Source organism: Sphingomonas yabuuchiae, assembly GCF_014199595.1.
Classification (GTDB): domain Bacteria; phylum Pseudomonadota; class Alphaproteobacteria; order Sphingomonadales; family Sphingomonadaceae; genus Sphingomonas; species Sphingomonas yabuuchiae.
Window position 1 is genome coordinate 623,586 of record NZ_JACHNX010000001.1, and the last position, 25,889, is coordinate 649,474.

At 66.6% G+C, this 25,889-nt stretch carries 27 protein-coding genes and 1 tRNA gene; 15 read left to right on the forward strand and 13 right to left on the reverse strand.

Annotated elements, in window-relative coordinates; all coding sequences use genetic code 11:
- Window positions 1-29: 29 nt before the first annotated feature.
- The 3 genes from GGQ89_RS03085 to GGQ89_RS03095 all read right to left on the reverse strand — a co-directional run bounded on the left by GGQ89_RS03085 (window position 30) and on the right by GGQ89_RS03095 (window position 1,653).
- Window positions 30-761, reverse strand: coding sequence for an extensin-like domain-containing protein (locus GGQ89_RS03085; protein ID WP_184103935.1), 732 nt, complete (start codon window positions 759-761; stop codon window positions 30-32).
- Window positions 761-1,519 (reverse strand): NUDIX hydrolase, encoded by a 759-nt coding sequence (locus GGQ89_RS03090; protein ID WP_184103938.1) that lies wholly within the window; start codon window positions 1,517-1,519, stop codon window positions 761-763. Before GGQ89_RS03090 ends, GGQ89_RS03085 begins: the two co-directional genes overlap by 1 nt.
- 58 nt (window positions 1,520-1,577) lie before the next feature.
- Window positions 1,578-1,653 (reverse strand) — tRNA-Ala (locus GGQ89_RS03095).
- 248 nt (window positions 1,654-1,901) lie between these two features.
- Between GGQ89_RS03095 and GGQ89_RS03100 the strand changes: the two genes are divergently transcribed.
- Window positions 1,902-3,218, forward strand: a complete 1,317-nt coding sequence (locus GGQ89_RS03100) for a DUF2171 domain-containing protein (RefSeq protein ID WP_184103940.1) — start codon at window positions 1,902-1,904, stop codon at window positions 3,216-3,218.
- Window positions 3,219-3,316: 98 nt separating this feature from the next.
- Entirely contained in the window at window positions 3,317-4,303 is a 987-nt protein-coding gene (locus GGQ89_RS03105; RefSeq protein ID WP_184104056.1) for an NADP-dependent oxidoreductase, read from the forward strand.
- A gap of 215 nt (window positions 4,304-4,518) precedes the next feature.
- Here the strand turns inward: GGQ89_RS03105 and ypfJ are convergent, their stop codons facing one another.
- The gene (gene ypfJ, locus GGQ89_RS03110; RefSeq protein WP_184103942.1) at window positions 4,519-5,436 is read right to left on the reverse strand and encodes a KPN_02809 family neutral zinc metallopeptidase; all 918 of its coding nucleotides are present in this window, start codon (window positions 5,434-5,436) and stop codon (window positions 4,519-4,521) included.
- A gap of 130 nt (window positions 5,437-5,566) precedes the next feature.
- On the opposite strand from ypfJ, the gene GGQ89_RS03115 reads away from it, so the two are divergent.
- The gene (locus GGQ89_RS03115) at window positions 5,567-6,352 is read left to right on the forward strand and encodes a 3-hydroxybutyrate dehydrogenase (protein WP_184103944.1); all 786 of its coding nucleotides are present in this window, start codon (window positions 5,567-5,569) and stop codon (window positions 6,350-6,352) included.
- Window positions 6,349-6,963 carry a DUF4893 domain-containing protein gene (locus GGQ89_RS03120; RefSeq protein ID WP_184103946.1) on the forward strand — a complete coding sequence of 205 codons (615 nt, stop codon included), beginning with the start codon at window positions 6,349-6,351 and terminating at the stop codon, window positions 6,961-6,963. The genes GGQ89_RS03115 and GGQ89_RS03120 overlap by 4 nt, the downstream gene beginning before the upstream one ends.
- Here GGQ89_RS03120 and GGQ89_RS03125 read toward each other — a convergent pair.
- The 4 genes from GGQ89_RS03125 to aceA form a co-directional block, all read right to left on the reverse strand.
- A complete protein-coding gene (locus GGQ89_RS03125) occupies window positions 6,915-7,559 on the reverse strand; it encodes a hypothetical protein (RefSeq protein WP_184103948.1) in 645 nt (214 codons plus the stop codon). The genes GGQ89_RS03120 and GGQ89_RS03125 overlap by 49 nt on opposite strands.
- Window positions 7,560-7,567: 8 nt before the next feature.
- Window positions 7,568-8,527 (reverse strand): cation diffusion facilitator family transporter, encoded by a 960-nt coding sequence (locus GGQ89_RS03130; RefSeq protein ID WP_184103950.1) that lies wholly within the window; start codon window positions 8,525-8,527, stop codon window positions 7,568-7,570.
- Between the two features lie 225 nt (window positions 8,528-8,752).
- Entirely contained in the window at window positions 8,753-8,911 is a 159-nt protein-coding gene (locus tag GGQ89_RS03135; RefSeq protein ID WP_167345467.1) for a hypothetical protein, read from the reverse strand.
- A gap of 25 nt (window positions 8,912-8,936) precedes the next feature.
- Window positions 8,937-10,214 carry an isocitrate lyase gene (gene aceA, locus GGQ89_RS03140; RefSeq protein WP_184103952.1) on the reverse strand — a complete coding sequence of 426 codons (1,278 nt, stop codon included), beginning with the start codon at window positions 10,212-10,214 and terminating at the stop codon, window positions 8,937-8,939.
- A 186-nt stretch (window positions 10,215-10,400) separates the two neighbouring features.
- On the opposite strand from aceA, the gene GGQ89_RS03145 reads away from it, so the two are divergent.
- Both GGQ89_RS03145 and GGQ89_RS03150 read left to right on the forward strand, forming a co-directional pair.
- Entirely contained in the window at window positions 10,401-11,795 is a 1,395-nt protein-coding gene (locus tag GGQ89_RS03145; RefSeq protein WP_184103953.1) for a helix-turn-helix domain-containing protein, read from the forward strand.
- A gap of 69 nt (window positions 11,796-11,864) precedes the next feature.
- Window positions 11,865-13,913 (forward strand): putative bifunctional diguanylate cyclase/phosphodiesterase, encoded by a 2,049-nt coding sequence (locus tag GGQ89_RS03150; RefSeq protein ID WP_184103955.1) that lies wholly within the window; start codon window positions 11,865-11,867, stop codon window positions 13,911-13,913.
- A gap of 27 nt (window positions 13,914-13,940) precedes the next feature.
- Here GGQ89_RS03150 and GGQ89_RS03155 read toward each other — a convergent pair whose 3' ends face one another.
- The 3 genes from GGQ89_RS03155 to GGQ89_RS03165 form a co-directional block, all read right to left on the reverse strand.
- Window positions 13,941-14,300, reverse strand: coding sequence for a response regulator (locus tag GGQ89_RS03155; protein WP_076715184.1), 360 nt, complete (start codon window positions 14,298-14,300; stop codon window positions 13,941-13,943).
- A gap of 69 nt (window positions 14,301-14,369) precedes the next feature.
- Window positions 14,370-15,326, reverse strand: a complete 957-nt coding sequence (locus GGQ89_RS03160; protein WP_184103957.1) for an aldo/keto reductase — start codon at window positions 15,324-15,326, stop codon at window positions 14,370-14,372.
- Between the two features lie 6 nt (window positions 15,327-15,332).
- The gene (locus tag GGQ89_RS03165) at window positions 15,333-15,530 is read right to left on the reverse strand and encodes a hypothetical protein (protein WP_056430065.1); all 198 of its coding nucleotides are present in this window, start codon (window positions 15,528-15,530) and stop codon (window positions 15,333-15,335) included.
- A gap of 101 nt (window positions 15,531-15,631) precedes the next feature.
- On the opposite strand from GGQ89_RS03165, the gene GGQ89_RS03170 reads away from it, so the two are divergent.
- A complete protein-coding gene (locus tag GGQ89_RS03170) occupies window positions 15,632-16,111 on the forward strand; it encodes a DUF4126 family protein (RefSeq protein WP_083706740.1) in 480 nt (159 codons plus the stop codon).
- Window positions 16,112-16,128: 17 nt separating this feature from the next.
- Here the strand turns inward: GGQ89_RS03170 and GGQ89_RS03175 are convergent, their stop codons facing one another.
- Both GGQ89_RS03175 and GGQ89_RS03180 read right to left on the reverse strand, forming a co-directional pair.
- Complete coding sequence (locus GGQ89_RS03175; protein WP_184103959.1) at window positions 16,129-16,572, reverse strand: nuclear transport factor 2 family protein; 444 nt, start codon at window positions 16,570-16,572, stop codon at window positions 16,129-16,131.
- 33 nt (window positions 16,573-16,605) lie between these two features.
- Window positions 16,606-17,793 carry a Gfo/Idh/MocA family protein gene (locus tag GGQ89_RS03180; RefSeq protein WP_380772722.1) on the reverse strand — a complete coding sequence of 396 codons (1,188 nt, stop codon included), beginning with the start codon at window positions 17,791-17,793 and terminating at the stop codon, window positions 16,606-16,608.
- A 163-nt stretch (window positions 17,794-17,956) separates the two neighbouring features.
- Between GGQ89_RS03180 and GGQ89_RS03185 the strand changes: the two genes are divergently transcribed.
- The 8 genes from GGQ89_RS03185 (at window position 17,957) to GGQ89_RS03220 (ending at window position 25,631) form a co-directional block, all read left to right on the forward strand.
- Window positions 17,957-18,310 carry a c-type cytochrome gene (locus GGQ89_RS03185; RefSeq protein WP_184104058.1) on the forward strand — a complete coding sequence of 118 codons (354 nt, stop codon included), beginning with the start codon at window positions 17,957-17,959 and terminating at the stop codon, window positions 18,308-18,310.
- Window positions 18,311-18,336: 26 nt separating this feature from the next.
- The gene (locus GGQ89_RS03190) at window positions 18,337-19,377 is read left to right on the forward strand and encodes a sugar phosphate isomerase/epimerase family protein (RefSeq protein ID WP_184104060.1); all 1,041 of its coding nucleotides are present in this window, start codon (window positions 18,337-18,339) and stop codon (window positions 19,375-19,377) included.
- Window positions 19,378-19,446: 69 nt separating this feature from the next.
- Window positions 19,447-20,751 carry an MFS transporter gene (locus tag GGQ89_RS03195; RefSeq protein WP_184103962.1) on the forward strand — a complete coding sequence of 435 codons (1,305 nt, stop codon included), beginning with the start codon at window positions 19,447-19,449 and terminating at the stop codon, window positions 20,749-20,751.
- Window positions 20,748-21,668 carry a hydroxypyruvate isomerase family protein gene (locus GGQ89_RS03200; RefSeq protein WP_184103964.1) on the forward strand — a complete coding sequence of 307 codons (921 nt, stop codon included), beginning with the start codon at window positions 20,748-20,750 and terminating at the stop codon, window positions 21,666-21,668. Before GGQ89_RS03195 ends, GGQ89_RS03200 begins: the two co-directional genes overlap by 4 nt.
- Window positions 21,669-21,679: 11 nt before the next feature.
- Entirely contained in the window at window positions 21,680-22,507 is an 828-nt protein-coding gene (locus GGQ89_RS03205) for a 3-keto-disaccharide hydrolase (protein ID WP_240456579.1), read from the forward strand.
- Window positions 22,504-23,088 carry a gluconate 2-dehydrogenase subunit 3 family protein gene (locus GGQ89_RS03210; protein ID WP_184103966.1) on the forward strand — a complete coding sequence of 195 codons (585 nt, stop codon included), beginning with the start codon at window positions 22,504-22,506 and terminating at the stop codon, window positions 23,086-23,088. Before GGQ89_RS03205 ends, GGQ89_RS03210 begins: the two co-directional genes overlap by 4 nt.
- Window positions 23,085-23,918 (forward strand): sugar phosphate isomerase/epimerase family protein, encoded by an 834-nt coding sequence (locus GGQ89_RS03215; RefSeq protein WP_184103968.1) that lies wholly within the window; start codon window positions 23,085-23,087, stop codon window positions 23,916-23,918. The genes GGQ89_RS03210 and GGQ89_RS03215 overlap by 4 nt, the downstream gene beginning before the upstream one ends.
- A 30-nt stretch (window positions 23,919-23,948) precedes the next feature.
- Complete coding sequence (locus GGQ89_RS03220) at window positions 23,949-25,631, forward strand: GMC family oxidoreductase (protein ID WP_184103970.1); 1,683 nt, start codon at window positions 23,949-23,951, stop codon at window positions 25,629-25,631.
- The last annotated feature ends 258 nt before the right edge of the window (window positions 25,632-25,889 follow it).

Sequence of the window (25,889 nt, forward strand, 5' to 3'; positions counted from 1 at the left end):
TCCTGCCCTTGCCGGTGAGGAATTTATCCTCACCGGCACGCGCGCCAGCCCATCGGCCCGCGATAGGCCTGGTCCAGATGGAAATGGTCGGCATGCGCGGCATTGTAATCGGGCGATAGCGTGGTCGCGAACAGATCGCAGGCGCGGTCGCGGACGCGGCGCAGGAACTGGCCCTTTGCACCTTGGTCTTTCCAGTCGCGCAGCACGCTGATCCGCCGCCCGTCCTTCAAGCGAAAGCCCGCTATGTCGACCGCATTGGCGCGGGCATGCTCGCTCCAGTCGCTGGTGCTGCGGCCGCTGATCCGGCGGCAATTATAGCTGCCCAGATGATCGACCGCGACGACCTCGCTGCCTAGCAGATCGCGCGCGGCCGGCTGCACCGCATCCCATTCCCACAGCGTGAGCGAGGCTGCGACCGGGCACGACACCCCCAGTGCGGCAGGGCGATAGCCGATGGCCCTTGCCCCGCCCGCCGTGAAGCGCACCGCATCGTCATACCCGCATTGCGCGCCGTCCGACCAAGCGGGCAGTGCGGTGTAGCGGATGCCTGCGCGGTCGAGCAGTCCAAGGCATTGCGCCCTGTCCTGGGTCAGTGCGGTCAGCTTGCGCCCGGTGAACATCCCGACCGGCTGGCCCAGATCGAGCGGTGCCCAGGGCACATCCTGCGGGTTACGCCGCGCCCAGCCCCAGAGCAGCAGCGCGAGTATCGCCAGTCCGGCGACCACGACCAGTATGGTCGTCCATCGCCGGAGCGCCCGCATCAGCCGCGTCTCGCGCTGGCGATGGGTTCCGCCGTGATCGGATAACCCAGATCGTCGGGGATGCAGATACAAGCCACGCCGTCACGCTCCGCCTGAAAAGGGATGATCCGTCGTATCGGCCAGGCCCGCGCGTCGGCGGCGGCCGAAGCGAAATCGCGGTAGAGCGCCAATCGTTCCAGCGTCCGGCGGGTGGGAAGGATGATGCGGATCGCCCCGTCGTCCGCTGCCGCCAGCGCGTCGCGGGCGGTCATCCACACGGCCCCGACCGTTTCCGAACCGTCGATCATGGGATTCGACGCCTCCCGCGCGATCGCCGCCAGATAGAAACGGGCATCGAAGCGGCGGACGGGCACATGTTCGGGGCACCAGCGGGCAAAGGGCGTCAGCGCCTGTGTGTCGATCGTCAGGCCATGATCGGCAAGTGCGTCGGCAAAGGATCGCCCCGCCGCCATGGTTGCGCGCAAGCGGGTCGGCGTCTCCGTGTCGGGGGAGGGCGACAGGCCTATGCCCAAGCCCACTTCCTCGATCGTCTCCCGGATCGCGGCAATGCGGGCGGCGGTTTCCTCCCGGTCGGGGGCGTCGGCGGGGACCAGCGCATGATCGCCCGGGTCGACCCGACCGCCCGGAAACACCATCGCACCGCCCAGAAAGGCCAATGCCGCGCCCCGCTCGACCATCAGGACTTCGGGAAGCGCGTCGGCGTCCGGCCCCTCGCGCATCAGGATCAGGGTGGCGGCGGGAATGGGATCGGGTGTCATCGCGGGGTCAACGCATCAGAGGCGTTGGCGGGTATCAGCGATGGAAGGGAAGGCGGGGTGGTGGAGCTGAGGGGAATCGAACCCCTGACCTCTGCAGTGCGATTGCAGCGCTCTCCCATCTGAGCTACAGCCCCGCCCCATAACCCGACCATGGTCGGGAGCGACGCCATTAACCCGTGATCCGGGGCGACGCAACACCGCTTTGACGGCCAGACCCAAAAAATTTGGCCTGCTTTCGGCCTTTCGCATCACTCCATCCGTCGCGGCTGGGACCTCGCCAACGGAACCTGTCTTGATCTGCCTCATTGAAACACGCGGAAGGCACGGCCCGCCAGACGAGCGGCGTCGGCCCCCGCAGGATCGAAATTCAGGAGGGTTTAGGATGGCTTACGACCGCTATTCCCGCGACGCCAATCGTGGCGACCGCGACTTCGACTATGGCCGGGACTACGGCTCGGGGCGCGACTACACCTATTCCAGCGCCCGTGACTATGAAGCCGCCGGTGCGTTCGACGATGACCGCAACGACAGCCGGAATGACAGCCGCCGTGGATACGGCGCGCGCGATTACGGCAACCAGGGCTATGGCCGTCAGGGCTATGACCGCGACAACTATGGCACGTCTCGCCAGGATTTCGGGCGCCAGGACTTTGGTGGCCGCCAGAATGAAGGCCGTTACGGCGAAGGCCGCTCGGGCAATTATGGCGCCTATCGTGGCGGCGAGAACCGCTATGATCGCGACTCGGGTCGTGAAGGCTTTCGCGGCCCGTCGAGCTACGGCGATTCGTCGCGCGGCTATGGCTATACCGGCGACGGTTACGGCCGCGACGACCGTCAGGGCCGCAGCGACTATGGTCGTTCGGACTATAACCGTTCGGACTATGGCCGTCAGCAGCAGTCCGGCCGCGACTATGGTCACCAGCCGCAGGGCTATGATTACGAGGATCGTGGCTTCTTCGCGCGCGCCGGGGACGAGGTCCGCTCGTGGTTCGGGGACGAGGATGCCGAGCGTCGCCGTGAAGCCGATGCGCGCTTCGACGAGCGTTATTACGCCCAGCAGGACCATGACTATAACCACTGGCGCTCGGGCCAGATTGCCGCGCTCGACCGCGACTATGACGAATATCGCAGCGAGAACCGCACCAAGTTCCAGAACGAGTTTTCGAGCTGGCGCACCGAGCGCGAAGGCCAGCGCGGCCTTCTGCCCAAGGTGAAGGAGCATCAGGAAGTCGTCGGCTCGGACGGCAGCCATGTCGGCACCGTCGACAAGGTGCGCGGCGACCGCATCCTGCTGACCAAGAACGACAAGGATGCGGGTGGCCAGCACCACTCGATCCCGTCGCGTTGGCTGAAGTCCGTCGAGGACAAGGTCACGCTGACCAAGACCGCCGAAGAGGCCAAGGCCCAGTGGCGGGATGAGGAAAATGCGCGCGCCATGTTCGGCGATCGCACCAACGAGAATGACCGCTACGGTCAGGCCAATCGCTATGGTCAGACCGGCACGGGCGGCCAATCGAGCGGTTACGGCCAGAGTGCGACCGGTACGACCAGCTCGGCACAGAATAGCAGCAGCACGACGGGTGCGACCTCGACCACCGGCACCACGACCGGCACGGGGACCAGCACCACCGGCACCGGCACGACCACCGGCATCGGCACCACGTCGGGCAGCACCTCGGACACCAGCCGGGGTTATTGATAAAAAAACGTCACTGAATGGTGACTTTTCTTGAAGGGCTCGGGTGGACATCACCCGGGCCCTTTCCCATGTCCGCAAACATCGATGAAAAGGATATGATGATGAAGGCTTGGACCCTGGCGGCCCGCCCCAAGGGCACCCCCGTGACGGAGGATTTCGCGCTGGTCGAGCGCGAACTGCCCGCCCTGAACGAGGGCGAGGTGCGGGTCGCCAATCGCTGGCTGTCGGTTGACCCCTATATGCGGGGCCGGATGAACGACACGAAGAGCTATGTCCCGCCCTTCCAGCTCGGCGAGCCGATGCAGGGCGGCGCGATCGGCGAGGTGGTCGAGAGCCGTGCGGATGGAATCGCGGTCGGCACGCTGGTCAGCCACATGGCGGGCTGGCGCGACGAGGCGGTGTTGCCCGCCGCGCATGTCCAGCCGCTCCCCGATCTGGGCGTCGATCCGCAGGCCTTTCTGGGGCAGTTCGGCATGCCGGGCATGACCGCTTATTACGGCCTGCTCCAGGTGGCCGAGGCCAAGCCGGGCGAGACGGTGTTCGTCTCGGCGGCGGCCGGGGCGGTGGGCTCGACGGTGGTTCAGATCGCCAAGGCCAAGGGCATGACGGTCATCGGATCGGCCGGTGGCGCGGAGAAGTGCGACTGGGTCCGCTCGCTGGGGGCGGATGCGGTGATCGACTATAAGTCGGGCCAGTCGGTGGTCGAGGCGCTTGGCGAAGCGGCGCCCGACGGCATCGACGTCTATTTCGACAATGTCGGTGGCGATCACTTGGACGCTGCGCTGGCCCATGCCAGGCAGAATGCGCGCTTTGCGATATGCGGCATGATCGACGTCTATAACGACGCCAAGCCGACGAGCCTGAAATATCTCGCGCGGATGATCGGCAACCGTGTGCGGATTCAGGGCTTTATCTTCGGCGACTTCAAGGACCACGCGGCCTTTTATCGCGATATGGCTGCGATCCTGAAGGATGGCGGTTTGCAGCGTGAAGAGACGGTGTTCGAGGGGCTGGAGAAAACGCCCGAGGCGTTTCTTGCGCTGTTCACCGGCGGTAACAAGGGCAAGATGCTGGTGAAGCTGTAAGGGGAGGCCTTCCCTCTTCTACTCCCCTCCCGCAGGCGAGTTTCAGGTCGGTCATGCCCCCGGCATGACCGAAACGATGCGGGGCATCGTTTACCTGAAACTGGGCTGGGGGAGGGCGGTACGTCGAGCGGCGTCGCTTGGGGCCTACCCTCCCCCCGGCCCCCTCCCGCTTGCGGGAGGGGGAGCGTAAGCAGCGGAGTTAGTCGCGAAACCCCTCAGATCGCGCCCGAAAACGTATCGCACTGGGCCGGATCGCCGGTCTCGATACCCCGGCGCAGCCAGCGCATCCGCTGCTCGGAACTACCATGCGTAAAGCTGTCGGGCACGACGCGGCCCGTGGCTTCGCGCTGGAGCGTGTCGTCGCCGATGGCGCGGGCGGCGGTCATGCCTTCTTCGACATCGCCGGGTTCCAGCCGGTCGCGGTTCTTCGCGGCCCAGACGCCTGCATAACAGTCCGCCTGCAATTCCAGCCGGACCGACAGGGCATTGCCCTCCGCCTGGCCCGCCGCCTGCTGTGCCTGGCGTACCTTGTCCGACGTGCCGAGCAGCGTCTGGATGTGATGGCCGAACTCATGCGCGACGACATAATAACGGGCAAAGTCGCCCTTCGCGCCGAAGCGGTTGGCGAGCTCGTTGAAGAAATTGGTGTCGAGGTAGATCTTGCGGTCGGTCGGGCAATAGAAGGGGCCGACCGCCGATTGCGCGACGCCGCACCCCGACTGGACGCTGTTCGCATCCGGCTTGAAGAAGCGCAGGCCCGGCGCCTGGAAACGCTGCCCCGACTCCGCAAAGATCTTTTCCCAGGTGTTGTCGGCATTGTTGAAAGCCCGGCAGGTGTCGCGGCGTTCGGGCGAGGCCTCGCAGATCTGGCGGACGCTCTGGCCCGAGGATGAGTCCGCCGACCGGGTGACGGGAGCATTGCCGCCGCCGCCGCCGCCGGTCAGCATGCCGAGGGGGTTCATGCCGACCACCGCCAGAATGATGAGCACGACGACGATGCCGCCGCAGCCGAAGCGGCTGCCGATCAGCGGCAACAGCCCGAACAGCAATCCGCCGCCGCCGCCGCCAAAGCCGCCGCCACCGCTCTGCGCCTCGCCGACATCGATATTGTTGTCATAATCGTCGAGCCGCATCGTCTCACCCCTTTGTCATAGTGCCCGCCTATGCGGGTCTTCGCCGGATGGTTGAACCCGCAAAGCCTTCCGGCGGTTGCACGGGTCGGTATCTGATCGCATGGTGCGGTGCATAGCACGGGAGAATGGCATGTTCCTGAAGGGCAAGACGGCGGTGATCTCGGGTTCCACCTCGGGCATCGGCCTGGCCTATGCGAAGGCGCTGGCGGCGGAGGGCGCGGCGGTCGTGCTGAACGGCTTTGGCGAGGCGGACGCGATCGAGGCGAACCGCGCCGCGCTGGAACAGGCCAGCGGTGCGGCGGCGCTTTACGACCCGGCCGACATGACCCGACCCGACCAGATCGAGGCGATGATCGAGCGCGCCGCGAAGGAAACCGGTTCGGTCGACATCGTCATCAACAATGCCGGTATCCAGCATGTTGCGCCGATCACCGAGTTTCCGGTCGAGAAATGGGATGCGATCATCGCGATCAACCTGTCCTCGGCCTGGCACATGATGCGCGCCGCGATCCCGCATATGCGGCAAAAGGGCTGGGGGCGGATCATCACCACCGCCTCGGCCCACAGCCTGGTCGCCAGCCCCAACAAGTCGGCCTATGTCGCGGCCAAGCATGGCGTGGTCGGTATCACCAAGACCGTGGCGCTGGAGGTCGCGACCGACGGCATCACCGCTAACTGCATCTCGCCCGGCTATGTCTGGACACCCCTGGTGGAGAACCAGATTCCCGACACGATGAAGGCGCGGGGCCTCAGCCGCGAGCAGGTGATCGAGGATGTGCTGCTGAAGGCGCAGCCGACCAAGGAATTCGTCACCATCGAACAGGTCGCGGCCCTGGCGCTGTTCCTCTGCCGCGACGAAGCGAAGTCGATCACCGGCGCCAACCTGTCGGTCGATGGCGGCTGGACCGCGCAGTGAGGTGGCCGCTGGTCCTGCTCGGCACGGCACTGGCGGCGGGCGGCGTGGCGGCCGCACAGGCGCAGCGGGTCGAAGAGGCCAATGACTGGCGGCTGGCGGCGACCGAGGATGACCGTATCCGCCTGCGCGGCTGGCGCAGCGCCTGGGTCAAGGGGCTGGCACAGGCGCGGGCGGGCGGGGCGACGGCCGAGATCGCCGCGCTGGGGCAACTGGCCGATCCCGACTATTCGATCGCCGACCCCAAACTCCCCGATGGCAATTATCGCTGTCGCACGATCAAGCTGGGGTCTCAGGGGCGTGCGACGCTGACCTATGTCGCCTATCCCTATTTCCGTTGCCGCGTGGCGGGCGGTGGCCAGCAGCTGACCAAGATCGACGGGTCACAGCGGCTGACCGGGCGTCTTTATCCCGATACCGATGCGCGCAGCATCTTTCTGGGCACGATGATCCTGGGCGATGAGGAGCGGTCCTATGCCTATGGCCGCGACCGGGCGCGCGACATGGCGGGCGTAGTGGAGCGGGTCGATGCGACCCACTGGCGGATCGCCTTTCCCTATCCGGCTTATGAATCGGTCGTCGACATACTCGAACTGGAGCCGCTGGCACCCTGAACCGGGGCGGGAGACGGCGTGACCGGCGCGGTGGGCAGCGGCGGGAGCGAGGCGAGATACTCCTTGCCATGCTGGCCGATCGGCGTGACCCGGCCGGCATTGGCCTGTGCCACGGCCTTCAGATAGGAGCGCGGCTTCTTCATCAGTTCGGGATGGTCGAGACCGACCAGGCCCAGCCGCCGCGCCGCTTCCTGCACGAAATGCACGCAGTTGCGGTCGTTCAGATTGTAATGCGAGTCGCCCGTCTTCTCGTCCCAGGCCGCGACCAGCGCCAATATGTCGCCATATTGGGCATCGGTCATGACATAGGAAAACTGCGCGTCGCTGGTCGAGATGTAGAAGGGCTTGGAGATGTCCAGCCGTCCCTTGACCGTGCCCATCAGGATGGCGGGTGACACCGACCGGGCGGTGAAGCCGTAATTGGCGTCGACCGGCTGGCCCGTCGCATCCACCGTGCCCCGCAGCGAGAAAAAGGCATGGGGGAAGCTGTTGCCCAGTTCATGGCTCCAGAAGGTGATGGTGACCGCCGCCTGCGCGGGCAACGCACAGCCGAACGTCAGGGCCAGGGCCATTGCGAGTCGCAGGAACATCGTCATGACCGCCCTCATAACCTAGGTTGCGGGATCGCCGCAGCCGCATTCTCGTATTTTTCGGGCCGGATATAGATGGACGACAGGCTGGGCACGGCACGCCGCAGATCGTCCTCCAGCCCCTCGATCATCGTCTCCGCCGCACCCATGGGCAGGCTGTCGACGAAATCGGCGCTGATCGCGGCGAAGATGCTGTCGGGCGCGGTGTGGATCGTGCGGACATGATTGACATGGGTGATCCAGGGACGCGCGGCGACGATGCCGCGGATCGTCTCGACCACCTCCGGGTCGGCACGCTCGCCGATCAGCAACCCCTTGGATTCGCGCGCGAGCAGGATCGCGACCAGCCCCAGCACCAGTCCGATCAGGATTGAGGCGATCCCGTCGATCCGGGCATCGCCCGTCTCGTGCGACAGCCAGACGCCGAGCGCCGCGATGACGAGGCCCGCGAGCGCCGCCGAATCCTCGAACAGGACGATGAAGCCCGGCGGGTCCTTGGAATCATGGATGGCGCGCCACCAGCCGCTATTGCCCTTGGTGCGGGAAAATTCGCGCACGGCGATGGCCCAGCTCGCCCCCTCCAGTGCGAAGGCGATGGCGAGGACGATATAGTTGACGGTGGGATCACGCAGCGGCTCGGGCGACTTGATGTGCAGCCAGCCCTCATAGATCGAGATGCCGGAGCCCAGCGCGAAGATCAGGATCGCGACGACGAACGCCCAGAAATACAGTTCTCGCCCATAGCCGAAGGGGTGGATCGCATCGGGGCCGCGTTTGGCGCGTTTCTGGCCGTAGAGCAGCAGGATCTGGTTGCCGCTGTCGACCACCGAATGCACGCCTTCGGTCAGCATCGAGGAGGAGCCGGTGATCCCGGCGGCGACGAACTTGGCGACGCCGATCGCCAGATTGGCCGCCAGCGCGCCGTACAGGACGATATTCTCGCGAATGCGGGCGGTCAGGCCGGTGTCGGGCATGGCCGGTACAGCGTGCGATGGGGGCGGTTGTTCCGTGGGGTTAACGAAGGGCGTTTTTGGGGGGGCCTATCCCCAACCTCCGTTCAGCCTGAGCGAAGTCGAAGGCCATGGGAATCCCGGCGCAGGTTCGGGCATGCACTTCGACTTCGCTCAGTGCGAACGGGGGTGAGGAGCTGGTTCCGCCCGCCGTTCAGCCTGAGCGAAGTCGAAGGCCAAGGGATTACCTCAGGACGCGATCCGCCCCAGCCGGTGGTACAGATGCGCGAACTTGATCGAGCGGGGGTCGTCGGCGACGCGCTTGACGTGTTCGGCGATGGCTTCCTTCATCAGCGCGAAATCCTCGGTGGAGAAGACGGCGCGGCTGCGTTGCGGTTCGGTCGGCATGGCATATTCTCCTTCGTTATGGGTGTCAGGCGGCCTGGACGAACTGGGCGGCCTCGGTGGATTCGGCGAGCGCGGTGGTCGAACTGTCGCCGCCCGCCGCGATCTGCGCGATCAGGTCGAAATAGCCGGTCCCCACCTCGCGCTGGTGGCGGGTGGCGGTATAGCCGTTGGCCTCGGCGGTGAACTCGGCCTGTTGCAGCTCGGAATAGGCGGCCATGCCGCGATCCCGATATCCGCGCGCCAGCTCGAACATGCCGTAGTTGAGCTGGTGGAACCCGGCGAGCGTGACGAACTGGAACTTGTACCCCATCGCCCCGATCTCGCGCTGGAAGCGCGCGATGTCGTCGCGGTCGAGATTGGCCTCCCAGTTGAAGCTGGGCGAGCAATTATAGGCCAGCATCTTGTTCGGATGCTCGCGCCGGATCGCCTCGGCAAACCGCCGCGCGTCCGCCAGATTGGGCTTGGACGTCTCCCACCACAACAGATCGGCATGCGGCGCGAAGGCCAGGCCGCGCTGGATGCAATGGTCGACACCGGTGCCCGGCTTCAGGCGGAAAAACCCCTCCGCCGTCCGCTCGCCGGTCAGGAATTCATGGTCGCGCTCGTCCACATCCGAGGTGATGAGCCGGGCGCTCTCGGCGTCGGTGCGCGCGCAGATGACGGTCGGTACGCCCGCCACGTCCGCCGCCAGCCGCGCGGCATCCAGGTTGCGGATATGCGCCTGCGTGGGGATCAGCACCTTGCCGCCCAGATGCCCGCACTTCTTCTCCGAGGCCAGTTGGTCCTCGAAATGCACGCCCGCCGCCCCTGCCGCGATATAGGCCTTCATGATCTCGTGGCAGTTGAGCGGCCCGCCGAACCCGGCCTCGGCATCGGCGACGATGGGCGCGAACCAGTCGCGCGTCGCGCCGCCCTCGGCATGTTCGATCTGGTCGGCGCGGGCCAGCGTCGCGTTGATCTTCCGCGCCAGCTCCGGCCCGGCATTGGCGGGGTAGAGCGACTGGTCGGGATACATTTGTCCGGCGGTGTTGGCGTCTGCCGCGACTTGCCAGCCCGAAAGATAGATGGCCTTCAGTCCGGCGCGAACCATCTGCATCGCCTGATTGCCCGACAGGGCGCCCAGTGCTGGGACATAATCCTCCGAATGGAGCAACTCCCACAGCTTCAGCGCGCCACGCCGGGCCAGCGTATGCTCGACCGTGATCGATCCGCGCAGCCGCGCGACATCGGCGGGGGCGTAGGGACGGGCGATGCCGTCGAACCGCCCGGCGGGGGCGGGTATCAGATCCTGGAAGTTCGGCATTGCATCGTCCTTTACAATTTGACTGTTCTTGACCGAGAGATTGCCGCGAGGATCATCGTTCCAGAAGGGGTAGTGCGCGTCCCACCGCGTCGTGCCGTCGCCGATCCTGCCATCGTGCAATGTTGCCTTGTAAAGAATTGACAGTCTCCCGAACGCGGCGCAGCTTGGTGTGCAAGGAGAGCAGCGATGAGCGGAGCCAAGGTCATTGCGGGCCATGCCGTGCGGCGGCTGCGGCGGCAGAACGGCCTGTCGCAGGCGGCGATGGCGGAGATGCTGGATATCTCGCCCAGCTATCTGAACCTGGTCGAGCGTAATCAGCGGCCCGTCTCGGCCGCGTTGCTGGTCCGGCTGGTCGAGACGTTCGATTTCGATCCGCGCGCGCTGACCAGCGATGCGCCGGGCGGCGGCGCGGCGGCGATGCGGCGGCGGCTGGCCGATCCGCTATTCGCCGATCTGGAGATCGACCGCGCCGAACTGGAAGAATGGCTGGCGGCTGCGCCCGGCGGGGCGGAGGCATTTGCGCGCGCGTTCGACCGGCTCGCCGGGGCTGGCGGTGGAGGAACGGAGGCTCCGGCAATCCCCGACCCGACCGTGAGTGTCCGGCGCGAGATCGAGCGGTGGCGCAACCATTTCCCCGATCTGGACGCCGCCGCCGAGGGGCTGGCCGACGAACTGCGCATGGGGGCAGGCGATCTTTATGCCACGCTGGCCGAACGGCTGCGCGTCCGCCACGCGCTGACCATCCGTATCCTGCCGATCGATATATTGCCCGAGCTGCTGACCCGGCTGGACCTCCATGCGCGCCAATTGCAATTGTCCGAGATGCTGGACGGTCCGGCGCGGGTCTTTGCCCTGGCGACGCAACTCGCCCAGCTGGAGGCGCGCGCGGAGATCGAGGCGCTGGCGCGCGGCGCGGCCTTTGGCGATCGGCTCGCCGAGCGGCTGTTCCGGCGGTATCTGCACCGCTATTTCGCGGCCGCGCTGGTCATGCCCTATGCCCGGTTCCTGCGGGCGTGCGAGGCGACCGGCTATGATCTGGAGATCCTGGCACGGCGCTTCGGCGTGTCGCACGAGCAACTGGCCCATCGGCTGACGACGCTGGGGCGGGTCGGCGCGCGCGGGCTGCCCTTTTTCCTGATGCGGATCGACCGGGCGGGGCAGGTGTCCAAACGCTATGCCGGGTCGGCGAATGCGGTGCTGGTCGAGGCGGATGGGCGATGCCCGCTCTGGCAGGTCTTTGCCGCGTTCGAGCGGATGGGGGAGACGATATTCCAACTGGTCGAAATGCCGGACGGCAGCCGCTTTGCGACGATCGCCCGCGCGCAGGAGCGGGCCGGGCGCGACGCATCCGGGGTGCGGGCACGGTTCGCCATCGTCCTGGGCGTAGAGGCCGGGCTGGCGGGGCAGGTCGCGGCGGCGCGCGGCCACCCGCTGACCGAGGCGGCGACGCCGATCGGCCCGGGATGCCGCCAGTGTTCGCGCCCCGCCTGTCCGCAACGATCCTTGCCTATAAACGGCCGGGTCTTGACCGTCAACGAACGGGACCGACCCATCAATACTTTGGTCTTTGCGCAGGACTGAACCAGAATTGGGCAGGCTCGCCGTGATTGCTTCACCTATTTTAAGAGAAAACTGTATACGCGACTGACCATGATCTGGCTTCGTCGTCGCATCCAATCCCTGGAATTCCGTTTCGCGACGATGCTGACGGTCGTGCTGGGCGTCAGCCTGGCGCTGGGTGGATGCGGGCTTCTGCTGAACAACCAGTTGCTTAGGATGGTCCGGTCGACCCATGAGATCGCGTCCCTGCTGGACCAGCATGACAAGATTGACGCGCGACTTCGCGACTTCCGAATCCAGGTCGGCGACCTGACGCGCCGGTCGGAAAGGGGACAAAGCGTAGCTGCCGAGCGCTGGCAGGGGCTGGATGCGACGGCGCGGACATGGCTGGCGGAGCCGGTGGTCCGCAACGACCGGATGTCGCCCCCGATCCGCTCGGCCCAGCTTGCGGCGGTGTCGGCGGAACGACGTTTCCTGCACAGCGCGCGGCGCGTGATCGCCGAGGCTGCGGCCGACCCGGCTTTGCTGAAGCGCACCATGCCGCTGTTCATCGCCCGGCTGCACGACATGGAGCATCATCGCGAGATGGTGCACGGAAAGCTTAGCCGCCGCCTGACCTGGCAAACCCGTGAGGTGGAGGCACTGGCGCGGCGGGTGCTCGCCCGGATGATGCTGGCCGGACTGCTCCTCGTCATCCTGGTCAGCGGGCTGATCCTCTGGCTTCGCATCCGGGTGATGCGGCCGCTGATGGACATCGTTGCCGGGATGCGCGCGATGAGCACCGGAAAGCCGCTGGTGCCGCTATGGCTGCATCGCCGCGATGAGCTGGGCGAGCTGGCGCGGGGCATGGACATGCTGGCCCGCGCCGTCGAGGAACGCGAACGTATCCAGCGTCAGGTCGAGTATCTGGCGCATCACGATTCCCTAACCGGGCTGGCCAACCGCGTCGTTTTTGCCGACCGGCTGGATGCCGCACTGCAGGCGGGCCGCAGGATCGCGTTGCTGGCGATCGATCTCGATGGGTTCAAGGGGGTCAACGACACGCTTGGCCATGCGGCCGGCGACATCCTGCTCAAGCGCGCCAGCGACCTGTTGGCGGCGTCGGTGGGCCGCGACGACACGGTCGCGCGCATCGGTGGCGACGAGTTCGCGATCATCCATCATCTGACCACCGAAGAAGAGGATGCCGAGGCACTGGTGCGCCGCATCTATGCCGTCATTGCCGAAGATCTCGCGAGCCCGACGGTGCGGATGAGCATCGGCGTCGCGCTGTCGCCCCGCCACGGGCTGGAGGCCGACGAGCTTCAGGCCTGCGCCGACATCGCGCTATATCGGGCCAAGGCCGATGGTCGTCACTGCGCCCGCCGTTACGACATGGCGATGGATGAGGAGCGGCGGCAGCGCCACTGGCTGGCGCATGAACTGCACGAGGCCGTCACGCGCGGCGAACTTCATCTGGTCTATCAGCCGATCGCCGACTGTGCGTCGCGCCGGATCATCGGGCAGGAAGCGCTGGCGCGTTGGGATCATCCGGTGTTGGGGCCGGTCAGCCCGGATGTGTTCATCGGTCTGGCGGAGGAAAGCGGCCTGATCGGCGAGATCGGGCAGCGTCTGTTTGTCGATGCGCTGGCCACGGCGCGGGCCTGGCCCGCCGAATGGATGCTGGCGATCAACCTGTCGCCGGTACAGCTTCGCGAACCGAACCTCGCCCAGCGGATGCTGGCCGCCACCGCTTCCCAGGGCATCGACCCTTGCCGGATCGAGGTGGAAGTGACCGAAGGCGTGTTGATCGACAATCGCGAGGCCACCACCGCCAATCTGGCGACTCTACGCGCAGCGGGCGTCGGAATCGTGATGGACGATTTCGGCACCGGCTACGCTTCGCTCAGCAGCCTTCAGCAATTTCCGTTCGACAAGATCAAGATCGACCGCAGCTTCATCCAGGCGATGGACCAAGACGGCCCGGCCCTGTCGATCGTTCGCGCCTCGATCGGGCTGGGGCGCAGCCTGAACATCCCCATCGTGGCGGAGGGGCTGGAGACCGAGGCGCAATACCGGACGCTGTGCGATCTGGGATGCGATCAGGTGCAGGGCTATCTGATCGGTCGCCCGATGGCGTATCTGGCCGAGGCGGCGTGATCCGGGGCAGGGTGGATAGGCCAGCCCTTAGCTGACGCATTCTCCGATCATGCGGATGATGTCGTGCCCGGTATAGGGCTTGGGTACGAACTGGACCCCGGCGGGTAGGTCAGCCGCGACATGGCGCTGTTCGCCCGACGTGACGATGATCGACACATGGGGATGCGACTTGTGGGCCTTGGCCGCCAGTGCGGCGCCGTCGATCGAACCGGGCATCGCGACGTCGGTGAACATCGCGCAAATTTCCGGGTGACGATCCAGCGCGACCAGCGCCTCATCCGCGCTGTCCGCCTGGATCACCACATAACCCGCATCTTCGAACGCGAACTGCACGTGCATCAACAGAAGCGGCTGGTCGTCGACGATCAAAATGGTCGGGGCCTTCATATAACGTGCATTAATTCTGCACCGCCGCATCTGTTCCGAAAAAGGTGTAATTTTGCGTTCATTCGATTGTCAGGCGCCACTGTCCGTCAGCTGGGCCAGCTGAGCGTCCGACAGGGACAGGCGCATGGCGGGCGTCAGTTCGGACAGCTGCTGTACGCTCGTCGCGCTGGCGATCGGCGCAGTGACGCCGGGCTGCGCCATCAGCCAGGCGAGCGCGACCTGCGCCGGGGTGGCCCCAGTCTCCTCCGCCACCGCGTCTAGCGCCGCCAGTACCGCAGCCCCCTTGCCCTGCAATAGCTCGCCCATTTTCGCACCGCGCACGCTTTGCGACAGGTCGGCGTCGCTGCGGTACTTGCCGGTCAGGAATCCGGCCGCCAGCCCGTAATAGGGGACGACGCCGATATTCTCGGTGACGCAGTAATCCTGCAACTCGCCCTCGAACTTGTGGCGGCTGACCAGATTATATTCGGGCTGCAGGACATGATAGCGCGGCAGCCCGGCGTCGCGGGCGGCCTCGTTCGCGGACTTCAGCCGCGCGGCGTGGAAGTTGGAGGCGCCGATCACCCGCACCTTGCCCGCCTCGACCAGCTTGGCAAAGGCCTCGATCACCGCGTCCTGCGGCTGATCCTCGTCGTCCTGATGCGCGAAGTACAGGTCGATCCGGTCGGTGCCGAGTCGCTTCAGCGATGCCTCCGCCGCCGCCGCGATTCGGGCGGGGGCCAGCTTCTCGCCGCCTTCGCCGGGCAACATCCCGACCTTGGTCGCGATCAGCACCTGGTCGCGCTTGCCGCTGGCCTTCAGCCATTCGCCGATCATGGCCTCGGATTCACCACCCTGGTGTCCGTCGACCCAAGCGGAATAGACGTCCGCCGTGTCGATCATCACGCCGCCCTGATCAACAAAGGCGTCGAGCACCGCAAAGCTCGCCGCCCGGTCGGCCGTCCAGCCAAAGACATTGCCGCCCAGCACCAGCGGCGCGATCATCAGGTCGGTCGAGCCCAGGCGGCGAAGCGGCGTGTCGGTCATGGCGTATCAGCTTTCGTTATCGATGGGATTTTCGTCCTCAACGTCCGAAGGCGCCATCGCGTTCAGATCGACCGCATTGGCATCGAGCATGGCGGCGGCATCGTTCAGCTGGTCATTCTCCGCCGCGCTCAATCCCTTGGGCTGGTCGTTGGAGGAACAGGCGGCCAGCGTCAGCAGCGCGGCGGTCATCAGGATACGGATCATGTCGCCATCATGCCAAAAGCGGGGGGCGGTGGGGAAGGGGGAACCCGGCGGCGGGGTGGGTGCGTTGTCGCGGCCTGGATTTCGATCATGAGGTCAATGCGATGCCTGCTTCCCGATACGCCATGTTGCTCGCCCCGTTCAAAATGGGCCTGGTCGGCGGACAGCGCGCCATGACGCCGCTAGCCGCCGTGTCGATTGCGGCAGCGCGCGGGCAATTGCCGGTCGGCAAGGGCGTGCTCCGCTGGCTGGCCAACCCCGTCGTTGCGGCGGGCACGCTGGCGCTCGCGATCGGCGAGATGGCGGGCGACAAGCAGAAGACCGCGCCGGATCGCGTCGTGCCCATCGGCCTGGCGGCGCGCTTTACGACCTCGGCGATTGCGGGCGCGGCGCTGGCCAGCCCGAAACAGCGCTGGCTCGGCGCGGCGATCGGCGGCGTGACGGCGGTGATCGCCTCCTATCCCGGCTGGCGCGGCCGGATGGCGGCGCTGGGGCGCTATGGCCAGACCAAGACGGGCTTTGCCGAGGATGCGGCGGTTCTGGCCGGCGCGATCGGCGTGGTGCGAGGACGCGCATCGGCCTGAGGCGATGCGGCCTCCGATCAGGAGGCGGGCCGGGGTGGCTGAATGCCGGTATATTGGACCGACATCATCTTCCATTCCCGGCCGATCCGCTGCTCGACATAGGTCACCCGGACGCTGCGCGTGACCGTGCCACCATTGGGATTGGGCAGCGTATAGTCGACCGAGCCGATGACGATCGCGCTATCGCCATGTCGGCGCACGTCCTGCGTCTGAAAGTTCATGGGCGGCACCTGACTCGCCTTTTCGGGCGCGTAGAAGGTCAGGACCGCCGGCCGCCGGTCGATCTCCCCCAGCGGAGAGACCTCGATATAATCCGACGCCAGCAACCCATCGAGCGCCTTCGCATCGTAGCGGGTGCGCGCCTCGTTGAACGACTGGACGAGCCTCAGGATCGCCGGATCGCTCGGCCTTGCGCCGACGCCGTGCCTGCGAGCAGCGCCAGACCGGCGACGATGTACCAAGACCGCATGTTTCTTTCCCCCAATGGGGGGAAGCTATCCGCGAAGCATCGCCACGTCTACCGCAGGAAATGCGGTCCACTTCTCCTGCGATCGCGCGCTTTCCAATACGGCCTCGACGAACGCCATGGTGCGCAGGCCCGGCTCCAGGCCCGGATACCAGTTCGCCTCGCCCGGGGCTTCGCCATTGGCCGGACCGCCATCGCGCAACGATCCCGCCACCGCGCGATAGAGGTTCCCGAACGCCTCGATATAACCTTCCGGGTGGCCCGAGGGGGTGCGCAGGCGGGGCAGGGTGGTGGGGCTGAGGCCCGGGCCACCCGCGCGGACGATTTCGGCGGGGCGGTCGAGCCAGCGCAGGGTCAGCGTGTTGGGCTCCATCTGCGACCATTCCAGCCCGCCCGTCTCGCCATGGATGCGGATACGCAGGCCATTCTCCTCGCCCGCCGCCACCTGCGTCGCGCGCAGCGTGCCGCGTGCGCCTTCGGCAAAGCGCAGGAGTACGTTGACATCGTCGTCAAGCATCCGCCCCGCGACATGAGTCGTCACATCGGCCGACAGCGCCTCGACCTTCAGGCCCGTAACATGCTCCGCCAGCTGGAAGGCGTGGGTGCCGATATCGCCCAGCGCCCCGCCAAGCCCTGCGCGCGCCGGATCGGTGCGCCATTCGGCCTGCTTATTGCCCTCGCGGTCGAGCGCGGTGCTGAGCCAGCCCTGCACATATTCGACATGGACCAGCCGGATGGTCCCGAAATCGCCGCGCGCGACGCGTGCCCGCGCCTCCTCGACCATCGGATAGCCGCTATAGGTGAAGGCCAGGCCATAGAGCTGACCCGAAGCGCGCGCGGCGTCGGCAATGGCACGCGCCTCCGCCAGGTTCATCGCCATCGGCTTTTCGCTGAATACCGGAAAACCGGCGTTCAGCGCGGCGATCGCCATCGGCGCGTGGAGGTGGTTGGGGGTGACGATGGCAACCGCATCGATCCGCTCGCCATCGGGCCGCTCGCGTTCGTCGGCAAGGAGGGCGTCGATGGTGGCGTGGACCCGGTCGGGGGACAGGCCCAGCTGCTCGCCGCTACGCCGATTGCGCTCGGGATCGCTGCTGAAATTGCCCGCGACCAATTCCCAGTCGCCGTCCAGCGCCGCCGCCATCCGGTGCACGCCGCCGATGAACGCGCCCTCGCCGCCGCCCGCCATGGCCAGCCGCAACTTCCGTCCCGCCATCATCCTCTCTCCTGTCATCCCAATCGCTTATAACGCGATATTCGGTGCTTGCATGGCATCAGTTTAGCGGTAAACTCCGGCAACAACCAGCGAGTCTGGGCAAGAAAATTTCGGGAGAGAGAGGATGAGGCAGCTGATCGGGCTGGCCGCCGCCGTACCGGCCATGGTCGCCGGTATCCTGGCCGTGCAGGCACCGTCTACCGCGCAGACCGCCCCCGCCGCGGGCGCGCAGGCCTTTGCCGCGTGCCGGGCCTGTCACACGCTCAACAAGGGCGGGCGCAACGGTGTCGGCCCCAATCTGAACGGCGTATTCGGGCGGCAGGCGGGTTCGGTCGCGGGCTTCAATTATTCGCCCGCGATGAAGGCGTCGGGCCTGAAATGGGACGACAAGACGCTGGACGCGTTCATCGCCGCGCCGATGAAGAAGGTGCCGGGCACCCGGATGCCGATCGGCGTTGCCGACCCGGCCAAGCGCGCCGCGCTGATCGCCTATCTCAAGGCCGAGACCGCCAAGTGACCGCCGCCGGAGCCTTCTCGTCGGCGATGCGCGGCCCGGGCATCTTCCTGGCGCAGTTCATGGGTGACGCCGCGCCGTTCGACACGCTCGACTCGGCGGCGCGCTGGATGGCGGAGGCGGGTTATGAGGGCGTGCAGATTCCGACCTGGGACGCGCGCTGCATCGACCTGAAGCTGGCTGCCGAAAGCCAGGATTATTGCGACGACCTAGCCGGGCGCTGTGCCGAGGCGGGTGTCGCGATCACCGAATTGTCGACCCATTTGCAGGGACAGTTGGTCGCGGTCCACCCGGCCTATGACGCCGCCTTCGACGGTTTCGCGCCGGAGGCGGTGCGTGGGCGTCCGGCCGAGCGGCAGGAATGGGCGGTCCAGCAACTCCGTTACGCCGCTAAGGCCAGTCGGCGGCTGGGCTTGAGCGCGCATGCGACCTTTTCCGGTGCGCTGCTCTGGCCCTTCGTCTATCCCTGGCCGCAGCGACCCGGCGGGCTGGTGGCGGAAGGCTTTGCCGAATTGGGCAAGCGCTGGCGACCGATCCTCGATGCTTTCGAGGAAGAGGGCGTCGACCTCTGCTACGAGCTGCATCCCGGCGAGGACCTGCACGACGGCACGACCTTCGAGAGGTTCCTGGAGTCGGTCGGCGACCATAAGCGCGCCAACATCCTCTACGACCCCAGCCATTTCGTGCTGCAAGCGATGGATTATCTCCAGTTCATCGACTTCTACCACGACCGCATCCGCATGTTCCACGTCAAGGATGCCGAGTTCAACCCGACCGGCCGCGCGGGCGTCTATGGCAGCTATAGCGACTGGGTGGACCGGCCGGGGCGCTTCCGTTCGCTGGGCGACGGGCAGGTGGATTTCGGCGGCATTTTCTCGAAGCTGACCCAGTACGGCTATGCCGGTTGGGCGGTGCTGGAATGGGAATGCTGCCTGAAGCACCCGGAAGACGGCGCGCGGGAGGGCGCGCCCTTTATCGCCGCGCACATGATCCGGCGGGCGACACGCGCCTTCGACGATTTTGCCGGTGGCGGCGATCCGGCGGCCAATCGGCGCTGGCTGGGACTTTAACGATTGCAAGGACTTGACCATCCGCCCCGGAAGGTAAAGTCTGACAAAAAACATAAGCGGGAGAGGGGCATGGAAGCGATACCGGACAATCGGTCGCGTCTGTTCTGGCTGAGCGTGCTGGCGCTGTTCACGGCCGCCGCAAGCGCGGCGTTGCGCGCGGCGGTGGCGAGCAGCCTGAAAGCGCAATGGATCGACCCCATCGCGCCGGTCGAGGCGGGCGAGTTGATCGGATCGGCGCTGGGATCGGCATTTCTCGGCTTTGCCGCGACCCTGTTCGTGGCAAGCGCGCTGCTCGACCGGATCGGCGCGCGGCAGATGCTGATCGGCTGCGGCCTGTGCTTCCTGGTCGGCACCACCGCAATCATCGGCGCGGGCCATATCGCGACCGGCATGGGCGTTTATCACATCGTCTGGGGTGGGATGCTGCTCAGCGGCATCGGCTGGGGGCTGGCCGAGGCGTCGATCAACCCGCTGACCGCGCGGCTTTACCCGGAAGAGACGACGCACCGGCTGAACGTGCTTCATGCCTGGTATCCCGGCGGGCTGATCGTCGGCGGGCTGGCGGGCGTGTTCCTGGCCGAAATCCTGTCGTGGCAGGCGATCATGGCGCTGGTGCTGATCCCTGCGCTCGGCGTGCTGGTGATGGCGGCGACGACGCATTTCCCGCCGGTGCCGCGCGAAGTACGCGACGTCGGCTTCGGCGGCATGATCGCGGAAGTGTTCAAGCGGCCGAGCTTCTTCGTCTGGTTCGCCGCGATGTTCCTGACCGCCGCGTCCGAGTTGGCGCCTGGCCAGTGGCTCGACGTGGCGCTGAGCAGCCGGGTCGGCATGCGTGGCATCCTGCTGCTCGTCTATGTCAGTGCCTTGATGTTCGTGTTCCGCCATTTCGCCGGGCGGATCGCGGGGCGGCTGTCAAACCCGGGGCTGCTCTGGGTGTCGAGCCTGATGGCGGGCATCGGCCTGTTCCTGCTGTCGCGGGCGCAGTCGCCGGTGGCGGCGATCCTGGCCTCGACCGTGTGGGGGCTGGGCGTCTGCGCGATGTGGCCGACCATGCTGGCGTCGGTGGCCGAGCGTTATCCGCGCGGCGGCGCCTGGGCTCTGGGGCTGGTCGGATCGGCGGGCGCGCTGTCCAGCTTCTTCGTCCTGCCGCGACTGGGCGCGATGTTCGACGCCGCCAAGGTCGAGCTGGCCGGTGGGTCGGAGGCGTTCAAGCGGCTGACCGGCGAAGCGCTGCGCCAGGTCGAGGATGCGGCGGCGTCGCAGTCCTTTGCGCGGCTCGCCATCGTGCCGGTGATCCTGTTGTTCGTGTTCGGCGGCATCTGGCTGGCCGAGCGCCGCCGTCCCCGTCGCCCCGTAGCGGAGAGTGTCGCATGAGCTGGTCGCGTCGCACCGTCATGGGTGGCCTCGCCGCCGCCATGCCCGCCGCCGCGCTGGCGGGGCAGAAATCGGGCCGATCGTCCAACGCCGCGCGCTTTACCCTGGGCTTCGCACCGCATCTGGGCAGCTTCGCCAGCCGGGGCGACAGTTCGGTCGAGCAGATCGCCTATGCCGCCGACCAGGGTTTCTGGGCATGGGAGGATAATGAATATCGCCTCCGCCCCGTCGCCGAGCAGGAGGCAATCGCCAAGGCGCTGCGCGACCGCAAGATGACGATGGGCGTGTTCGTCGCATCCATGCCCAAATGGTCGGAATCACGCCCCTTGCTGGGCGGCGATGACGATGCCGAGCGACAGGCTTTCCTGGCCGATGTGACCAGCGCGGTCGATGTCGCCAAGCGGGTCGGCGCGACGCGGATGACCGTCGTCACCGGCTTCATGGACAAGCGTCTGCACCCCGCGATCCAGATGGGCCGGATCATCGACGTGATGCGTCGCGCAGGCGATATCGTCGCGCCGCATGGGCTAGCGCTGGTGATGGAGCCGCTCAACACCCGAACCAACCATCCGGGCGTGTTCATGCAGTCGATCGCGGAGGGCTATGCCGTGGCGCGCGGGGCGAACAGTCCGGGCGTGAAGGTGCTGGCCGACCTGTATCACGAGCAGATCCAGTCGGGGAATCTCATCCCGACCATGAAGTTCTGCTGGGACGAGATCGGCTATATCCAGTTCGGCGACAATCCCGGCCGCAACGAGCCGGGCAGCGGCGAGATCAACTACGTCAATGTCTGCCGCTTCCTGAAAGCACAGGGCTACACGGGCGTGATCGGCATGGAGCATGGCAATTCGGTCAAGGGCCGCGCGGGCGAAGACAGGGTGATCGCGGCGTACCGCGCGATCGATCCGAGAATATGAGGAGGGGAGCGATGCGGATGATACCGTTGATCGCATTGGCCGTGGCGAGCGGTGCCATGGCGCAAGAGCATAAAGCTGACAGGCCGGGCATGGGCTTTCGCGATACGCCGATGCTGCCCGGCGGGAAATGGCATGTCCACGATCCCGACCGGCCCGCACCGAAGGTCGTCACCCCCGCTGCGCAACCCGGCGGCGCGCCGTCCGATGCGGTGGTGCTGTTCGACGGGCGATCGATGGAGGCCTGGACGCCCAGCGGCAAGCCTTGGGTGCTGAAAGACGGCGCGATGACCGTGCCCCCGCGCGACGGCAAGGCCGAGAGCGTGCTGGTCAGCAAGCAGAGCTTCGGCGACGTGCAGCTTCACCTCGAATTCCGCTCGCCCAACCCGCTGCAGAAAGCGTCGCAGGACCGGGGCAATAGCGGCATCTGGTTCATGCAGCGCTATGAGGTGCAAATCCTCGACGGGTATGACAACCCGACCTATGCCGATGGCCAGGTCGGCGCGGTCTATGCCTGGAAGCCGCCGTTGGTGAATGCGGCGCGCAAGCCCGGCGAATGGCAGAGCTATGACATCGTCTTCGAGCGGCCGCGCTTTGCGGCGGACGGCAAGCTGCTGCGCCCTGCCTATGTCACCGCGCTGCTGAACGGCGTGGTCGTGCAGAATCATCAGGCGATGCTGGGCACCACCATCTGGCGGCAGGTCGAGAAATATCAGGCGCATGGCGATGCCGCGCCGATCCAGCTTCAGGATCACGACTCGCCCGTCTCGTTCCGCAATATCTGGGTCCGCCCGCTGCCGCCCGAGGCGATCGCGCAGGACCTGCCGGAGGATGCCCGATGACCCCCCATATCGACCGCAGACATGCCCTGGCGGGGATCACCGCCATGTTCGGCTCCGCGCTGTTCGCGCCCATCGCGCGGGCGGCGGGCGCGGTGGAGCAGGCGCGCGGCACCATTCCCGTCATTTCCGACGGGCCGCCCAGCGTCGCGGTCTTCACCCCCCTCCAGCGCGCGACGATGACCGCGCTGGCGGAGCGGGTGCTGCCCACCACCGACACGCCCGGCGCGATCGCGGCCGGGGTGCCCGCGTTCATCGAGAAGATGCTGGCCGACTGGTCGCTGCCCGCCGACCGGGTGCCGATCATCGCCGGGCTGAACGCGATCGAGGCGCGCAGCCAGAGCGTCAACAAACTGGCCGCCGCCAAGGCCAGCCCCGCGCAACAGGACACGTTGCTGACCGAGGCGATGGAGGGCGTGCTGCCGGAGGGGCGGGCGTTCTTCGAGCCGTTCCGGCAACTCGTCATCACCGGCTATTACACGTCGGAGATCGGCATCACGCAGGAACGCGAATATCTGCCGGTGCCCGGCGAATATGACGGCGCCTATCCCTATTCCGAGGTCAACAAGGTGTATTCGGCATGATCGATCGTCGTTCGCTGATGGGCGCGGGGCTGGGGCTGGGCGCGGCCGGGCTGCTGCCGGGCATGGCGAAGGCCGCGCGGCTCGGGGCCATCGGGCTCCAGCTCTATACGATCCGCGAGCTGTTCGCGGCCGATCCGGTCAAGACCTTGGAGGCGGTGGCCAGGATCGGCTATCGCGAGGTCGAATATGGCGGGGGCGGCTATGACGCGATGGATCATGCCATGCTCCGCCGCACGCAGGACCGGCTGGGGCTGAAGGCGCCGTCGATCCATGTCCCCTATGACTCGCTGCTCGGCAAGTTCGATGCGTGCGTGACCATGGCGAAAACGCTGGGCGCCGATACCGTCATCCTGCCGTACATGACCGACGAGCATCGGACCGAGGCGGGCTGGAATGCGGCTTTGCCCAACATCAACCGCTTCGCCGCGCAGTTGAAGAAGGCGGGTCTGGGCTTTGCCTATCACAATCACGACTTCGAGTTCACCAACAAGCCCGGCGGCATCAGCCTGTACGACCGGCTGCTAAAGGGCACCGATCCGGCGCTCGTGAAGCTGGAGATCGACCTCTATTGGGCGATCCATGCGGGCGAGGATGCCGCGGCCCTGATCCGGCGGCTGGCCGGGCGCATCTATGCCTATCACGTCAAGGATGCGCGCGCCGATGGCAGCATGACGGCGGTGGGCGCAGGGCAAATCGACTTTGCCGCGCTCTTCAAGCTCAACCGGCTGGCGGGCGTGAAGCATTTCTATGTCGAGAATGATCAGGCGCCCGCGCCCTATCTACCCGACATCACGACCAGCTTCCGGACGCTACAAGCGCTTCGATTCTAAAACGATAAGACAGATATAGGGAGGACAGCCATGGCGGCGACGAACCGTTTCGACGCGATCGTGATCGGGTCGGGGATCAGCGGCGGGTTCGCCGCCAAAGAACTGACCGAAAAGGGCCTGCGCGTCCTAATGCTCGACCGGGGCGTCATGGTCGAGCATGGCGAGGGTTATCCGTATGACGGCAAGCCCGCCTTCGAGGTCCCGGCGCGCAACATCATGCCCAAGCCGTTGCTGGACAGCGATTATTTTATCGCCAAGCAGGGCTATGTCGCGCCCAGCAACCAGAAATTCTACAATGACGACCGGCTGAACCCCTATGCCTATGACGAGGGGAGCAAATTCTACTGGATCCGGCCCGGTGCGGTTGGCGGCAAGTCGCTGATCTGGGGCCGCTGGTCCTTCCGCTGGAGCGCCGACGATTTCGAGGCGAACAAGCGCGAGGGCGTCGCCGCCGACTGGCCGATCCGGTACGACGATGTCGCGCCCTGGTATTCCTATGTCGAGAAGTACATCGGCGTCTCGGGCTCGCGCGAGAACCTGCCCTATCTCCCCGATAGCGAATTCCAGCCGCCGATGCCGATGAACGTCGCGGAGAAGTGGCTGAAGGAGCGGCTGGAAAGCCAGTTTCCGGGGCGCAAGCTGATCCACACCCGCCTGTCCAACATGACCGAGGACAAGTCTGACCAGAACCGCACCAAATGCCAGTTCCGCAACCAGTGCGGCAATGGCTGCTCGTTCGGTGCCTATTTCTCGACCCAGGCCGTGACGCTGCCCGCCGCGCGCGCGACCGGGCGGCTGACGCTTCAGTCGGATGCGGTGGTGACGGGGATCGACTATGATCCGGCGAAGAAGAAGGTCACCGGCGTCCGCTATGTCGATGCCAAGACCGGACAGTCGCAGACGGTCCAGGCCAATCTGGTCTTCGTCTGCGCCTCGGCCATGGGGTCGGTGCAGATCCTGATGAACTCGCGCGCGCCGGGTTCGGAGCGGAGCCATTTCGACAGCAGCGGGACGCTGGGCCGCTATGTCATGGACCATATCTTCCGCGTCGGCGTGTCGGGTGAGATCCCCGGCTTGGACGACCTGATCGAATATGGCCGTCGTCCGGGCGGCGTGTACGTCCCGCGCTTCCGCAACCTGAAGGGCGATGAGGGGCTCGGCTTCCGGCGCGGCTATGGCTATCAGGGTTCGGCCTATCGCAACGCGGCCAAGCCGGTCGGCTTCGGGGCGGAGATGAAGCATGGGATGCGCCGCTATGGCCCGTGGCAGTTCAGCATGGGCGCGTTCGGCGAATGCCTGCCCTATGAGGATAATCGCGTGTCGCTGCATTCGAGCAAGGTCGATCGCTTCGGCGTGCCGCTGATGAAGTTCGACGTGACCTTCCGCGACAATGAGTTGAAGATGATGGCCGATGCCCGGCGCGAGGGCGAGGCGATGCTGCGCGCGGCGGGCATGAAGAACGTGACCAGCGGGGAGTCCGAGCATGTCCCGGGCGACGCGATCCACGAGATGGGCGGCGCGCGCATGGGTGCGGACCCGCGCCAGTCGGTACTCAACAAATGGAGCCAGGCGCATGACGCGTCGAACCTCTATGTCACGGACGGGGCGCAGATGGCGTCGGTGTCGTGCGTGAACCCCTCGCTGACCTTCATGGCGCTGACCGCACGCGCGGCGGATCATGCGGTCAAGGGGCTGAAGGCGGGGGCGGTTTGAGGTCGAAAACTGTCGGATTTATCGGACGAAAGCCCCTCCCCTTCAGGGGAGGGGTTGGGGTGGGGCCTCGCCACAGGCCACACGCTCGCGGAGCCGGGCCCCCCCCCCCCCCCCCCCCCCCCGGGGGGGGGGGGGGTGGGGGGGGGGGGGGGGGGGGGAGGGGGGGGGGGGGGGGGGGGGGGGGGGGGGCCGCCCCACCGGAGGACACGACCCCGGCGCCGCCCCCCCGGCGCAGCGGACGCGCGCGGGGGGCCGCCC

Excerpts from the sequence above, each read along its gene's own strand:
- GGQ89_RS03200 (WP_184103964.1), top strand. The coding sequence starts at position 20,748 with ATGAGCTGGTCGCGTCGCACCGTCATGGGTGGCCTCGCCGCCGCCATG.
- GGQ89_RS03220 (WP_184103970.1), top strand. The coding sequence starts at position 23,949 with ATGGCGGCGACGAACCGTTTCGACGCGATCGTGATCGGGTCGGGGATC.
- GGQ89_RS03100 (WP_184103940.1), top strand. The coding sequence starts at position 1,902 with ATGGCTTACGACCGCTATTCCCGCGACGCCAATCGTGGCGACCGCGAC.
- GGQ89_RS03160 (WP_184103957.1), bottom strand. The coding sequence starts at position 15,326 with ATGACCGACACGCCGCTTCGCCGCCTGGGCTCGACCGACCTGATGATC.
- GGQ89_RS03180 (WP_380772722.1), bottom strand. The coding sequence starts at position 17,793 with ATGGCGGGACGGAAGTTGCGGCTGGCCATGGCGGGCGGCGGCGAGGGC.
- GGQ89_RS03190 (WP_184104060.1), top strand. The coding sequence starts at position 18,337 with ATGCGCGGCCCGGGCATCTTCCTGGCGCAGTTCATGGGTGACGCCGCG.
- aceA (WP_184103952.1), bottom strand. The coding sequence starts at position 10,214 with ATGCCGAACTTCCAGGATCTGATACCCGCCCCCGCCGGGCGGTTCGAC.
- GGQ89_RS03195 (WP_184103962.1), top strand. The coding sequence starts at position 19,447 with ATGGAAGCGATACCGGACAATCGGTCGCGTCTGTTCTGGCTGAGCGTG.
- GGQ89_RS03185 (WP_184104058.1), top strand. The coding sequence starts at position 17,957 with ATGGTCGCCGGTATCCTGGCCGTGCAGGCACCGTCTACCGCGCAGACC.
- GGQ89_RS03145 (WP_184103953.1), top strand. The coding sequence starts at position 10,401 with ATGAGCGGAGCCAAGGTCATTGCGGGCCATGCCGTGCGGCGGCTGCGG.
- ypfJ (WP_184103942.1), bottom strand. The coding sequence starts at position 5,436 with ATGCGGCTCGACGATTATGACAACAATATCGATGTCGGCGAGGCGCAG.
- GGQ89_RS03115 (WP_184103944.1), top strand. The coding sequence starts at position 5,567 with ATGTTCCTGAAGGGCAAGACGGCGGTGATCTCGGGTTCCACCTCGGGC.
- GGQ89_RS03170 (WP_083706740.1), top strand. The coding sequence starts at position 15,632 with ATGCCTGCTTCCCGATACGCCATGTTGCTCGCCCCGTTCAAAATGGGC.
- GGQ89_RS03130 (WP_184103950.1), bottom strand. The coding sequence starts at position 8,527 with ATGCCCGACACCGGCCTGACCGCCCGCATTCGCGAGAATATCGTCCTG.
- GGQ89_RS03210 (WP_184103966.1), top strand. The coding sequence starts at position 22,504 with ATGACCCCCCATATCGACCGCAGACATGCCCTGGCGGGGATCACCGCC.
- GGQ89_RS03165 (WP_056430065.1), bottom strand. The coding sequence starts at position 15,530 with ATGATCCGTATCCTGATGACCGCCGCGCTGCTGACGCTGGCCGCCTGT.
- GGQ89_RS03105 (WP_184104056.1), top strand. The coding sequence starts at position 3,317 with ATGATGAAGGCTTGGACCCTGGCGGCCCGCCCCAAGGGCACCCCCGTG.
- GGQ89_RS03125 (WP_184103948.1), bottom strand. The coding sequence starts at position 7,559 with ATGACGATGTTCCTGCGACTCGCAATGGCCCTGGCCCTGACGTTCGGC.
- GGQ89_RS03205 (WP_240456579.1), top strand. The coding sequence starts at position 21,680 with ATGCGGATGATACCGTTGATCGCATTGGCCGTGGCGAGCGGTGCCATG.
- GGQ89_RS03215 (WP_184103968.1), top strand. The coding sequence starts at position 23,085 with ATGATCGATCGTCGTTCGCTGATGGGCGCGGGGCTGGGGCTGGGCGCG.
- GGQ89_RS03085 (WP_184103935.1), bottom strand. The coding sequence starts at position 761 with ATGCGGGCGCTCCGGCGATGGACGACCATACTGGTCGTGGTCGCCGGA.
- GGQ89_RS03135 (WP_167345467.1), bottom strand. The coding sequence starts at position 8,911 with ATGCCGACCGAACCGCAACGCAGCCGCGCCGTCTTCTCCACCGAGGAT.
- GGQ89_RS03150 (WP_184103955.1), top strand. The coding sequence starts at position 11,865 with ATGATCTGGCTTCGTCGTCGCATCCAATCCCTGGAATTCCGTTTCGCG.
- GGQ89_RS03090 (WP_184103938.1), bottom strand. The coding sequence starts at position 1,519 with ATGACACCCGATCCCATTCCCGCCGCCACCCTGATCCTGATGCGCGAG.
- GGQ89_RS03155 (WP_076715184.1), bottom strand. The coding sequence starts at position 14,300 with ATGAAGGCCCCGACCATTTTGATCGTCGACGACCAGCCGCTTCTGTTG.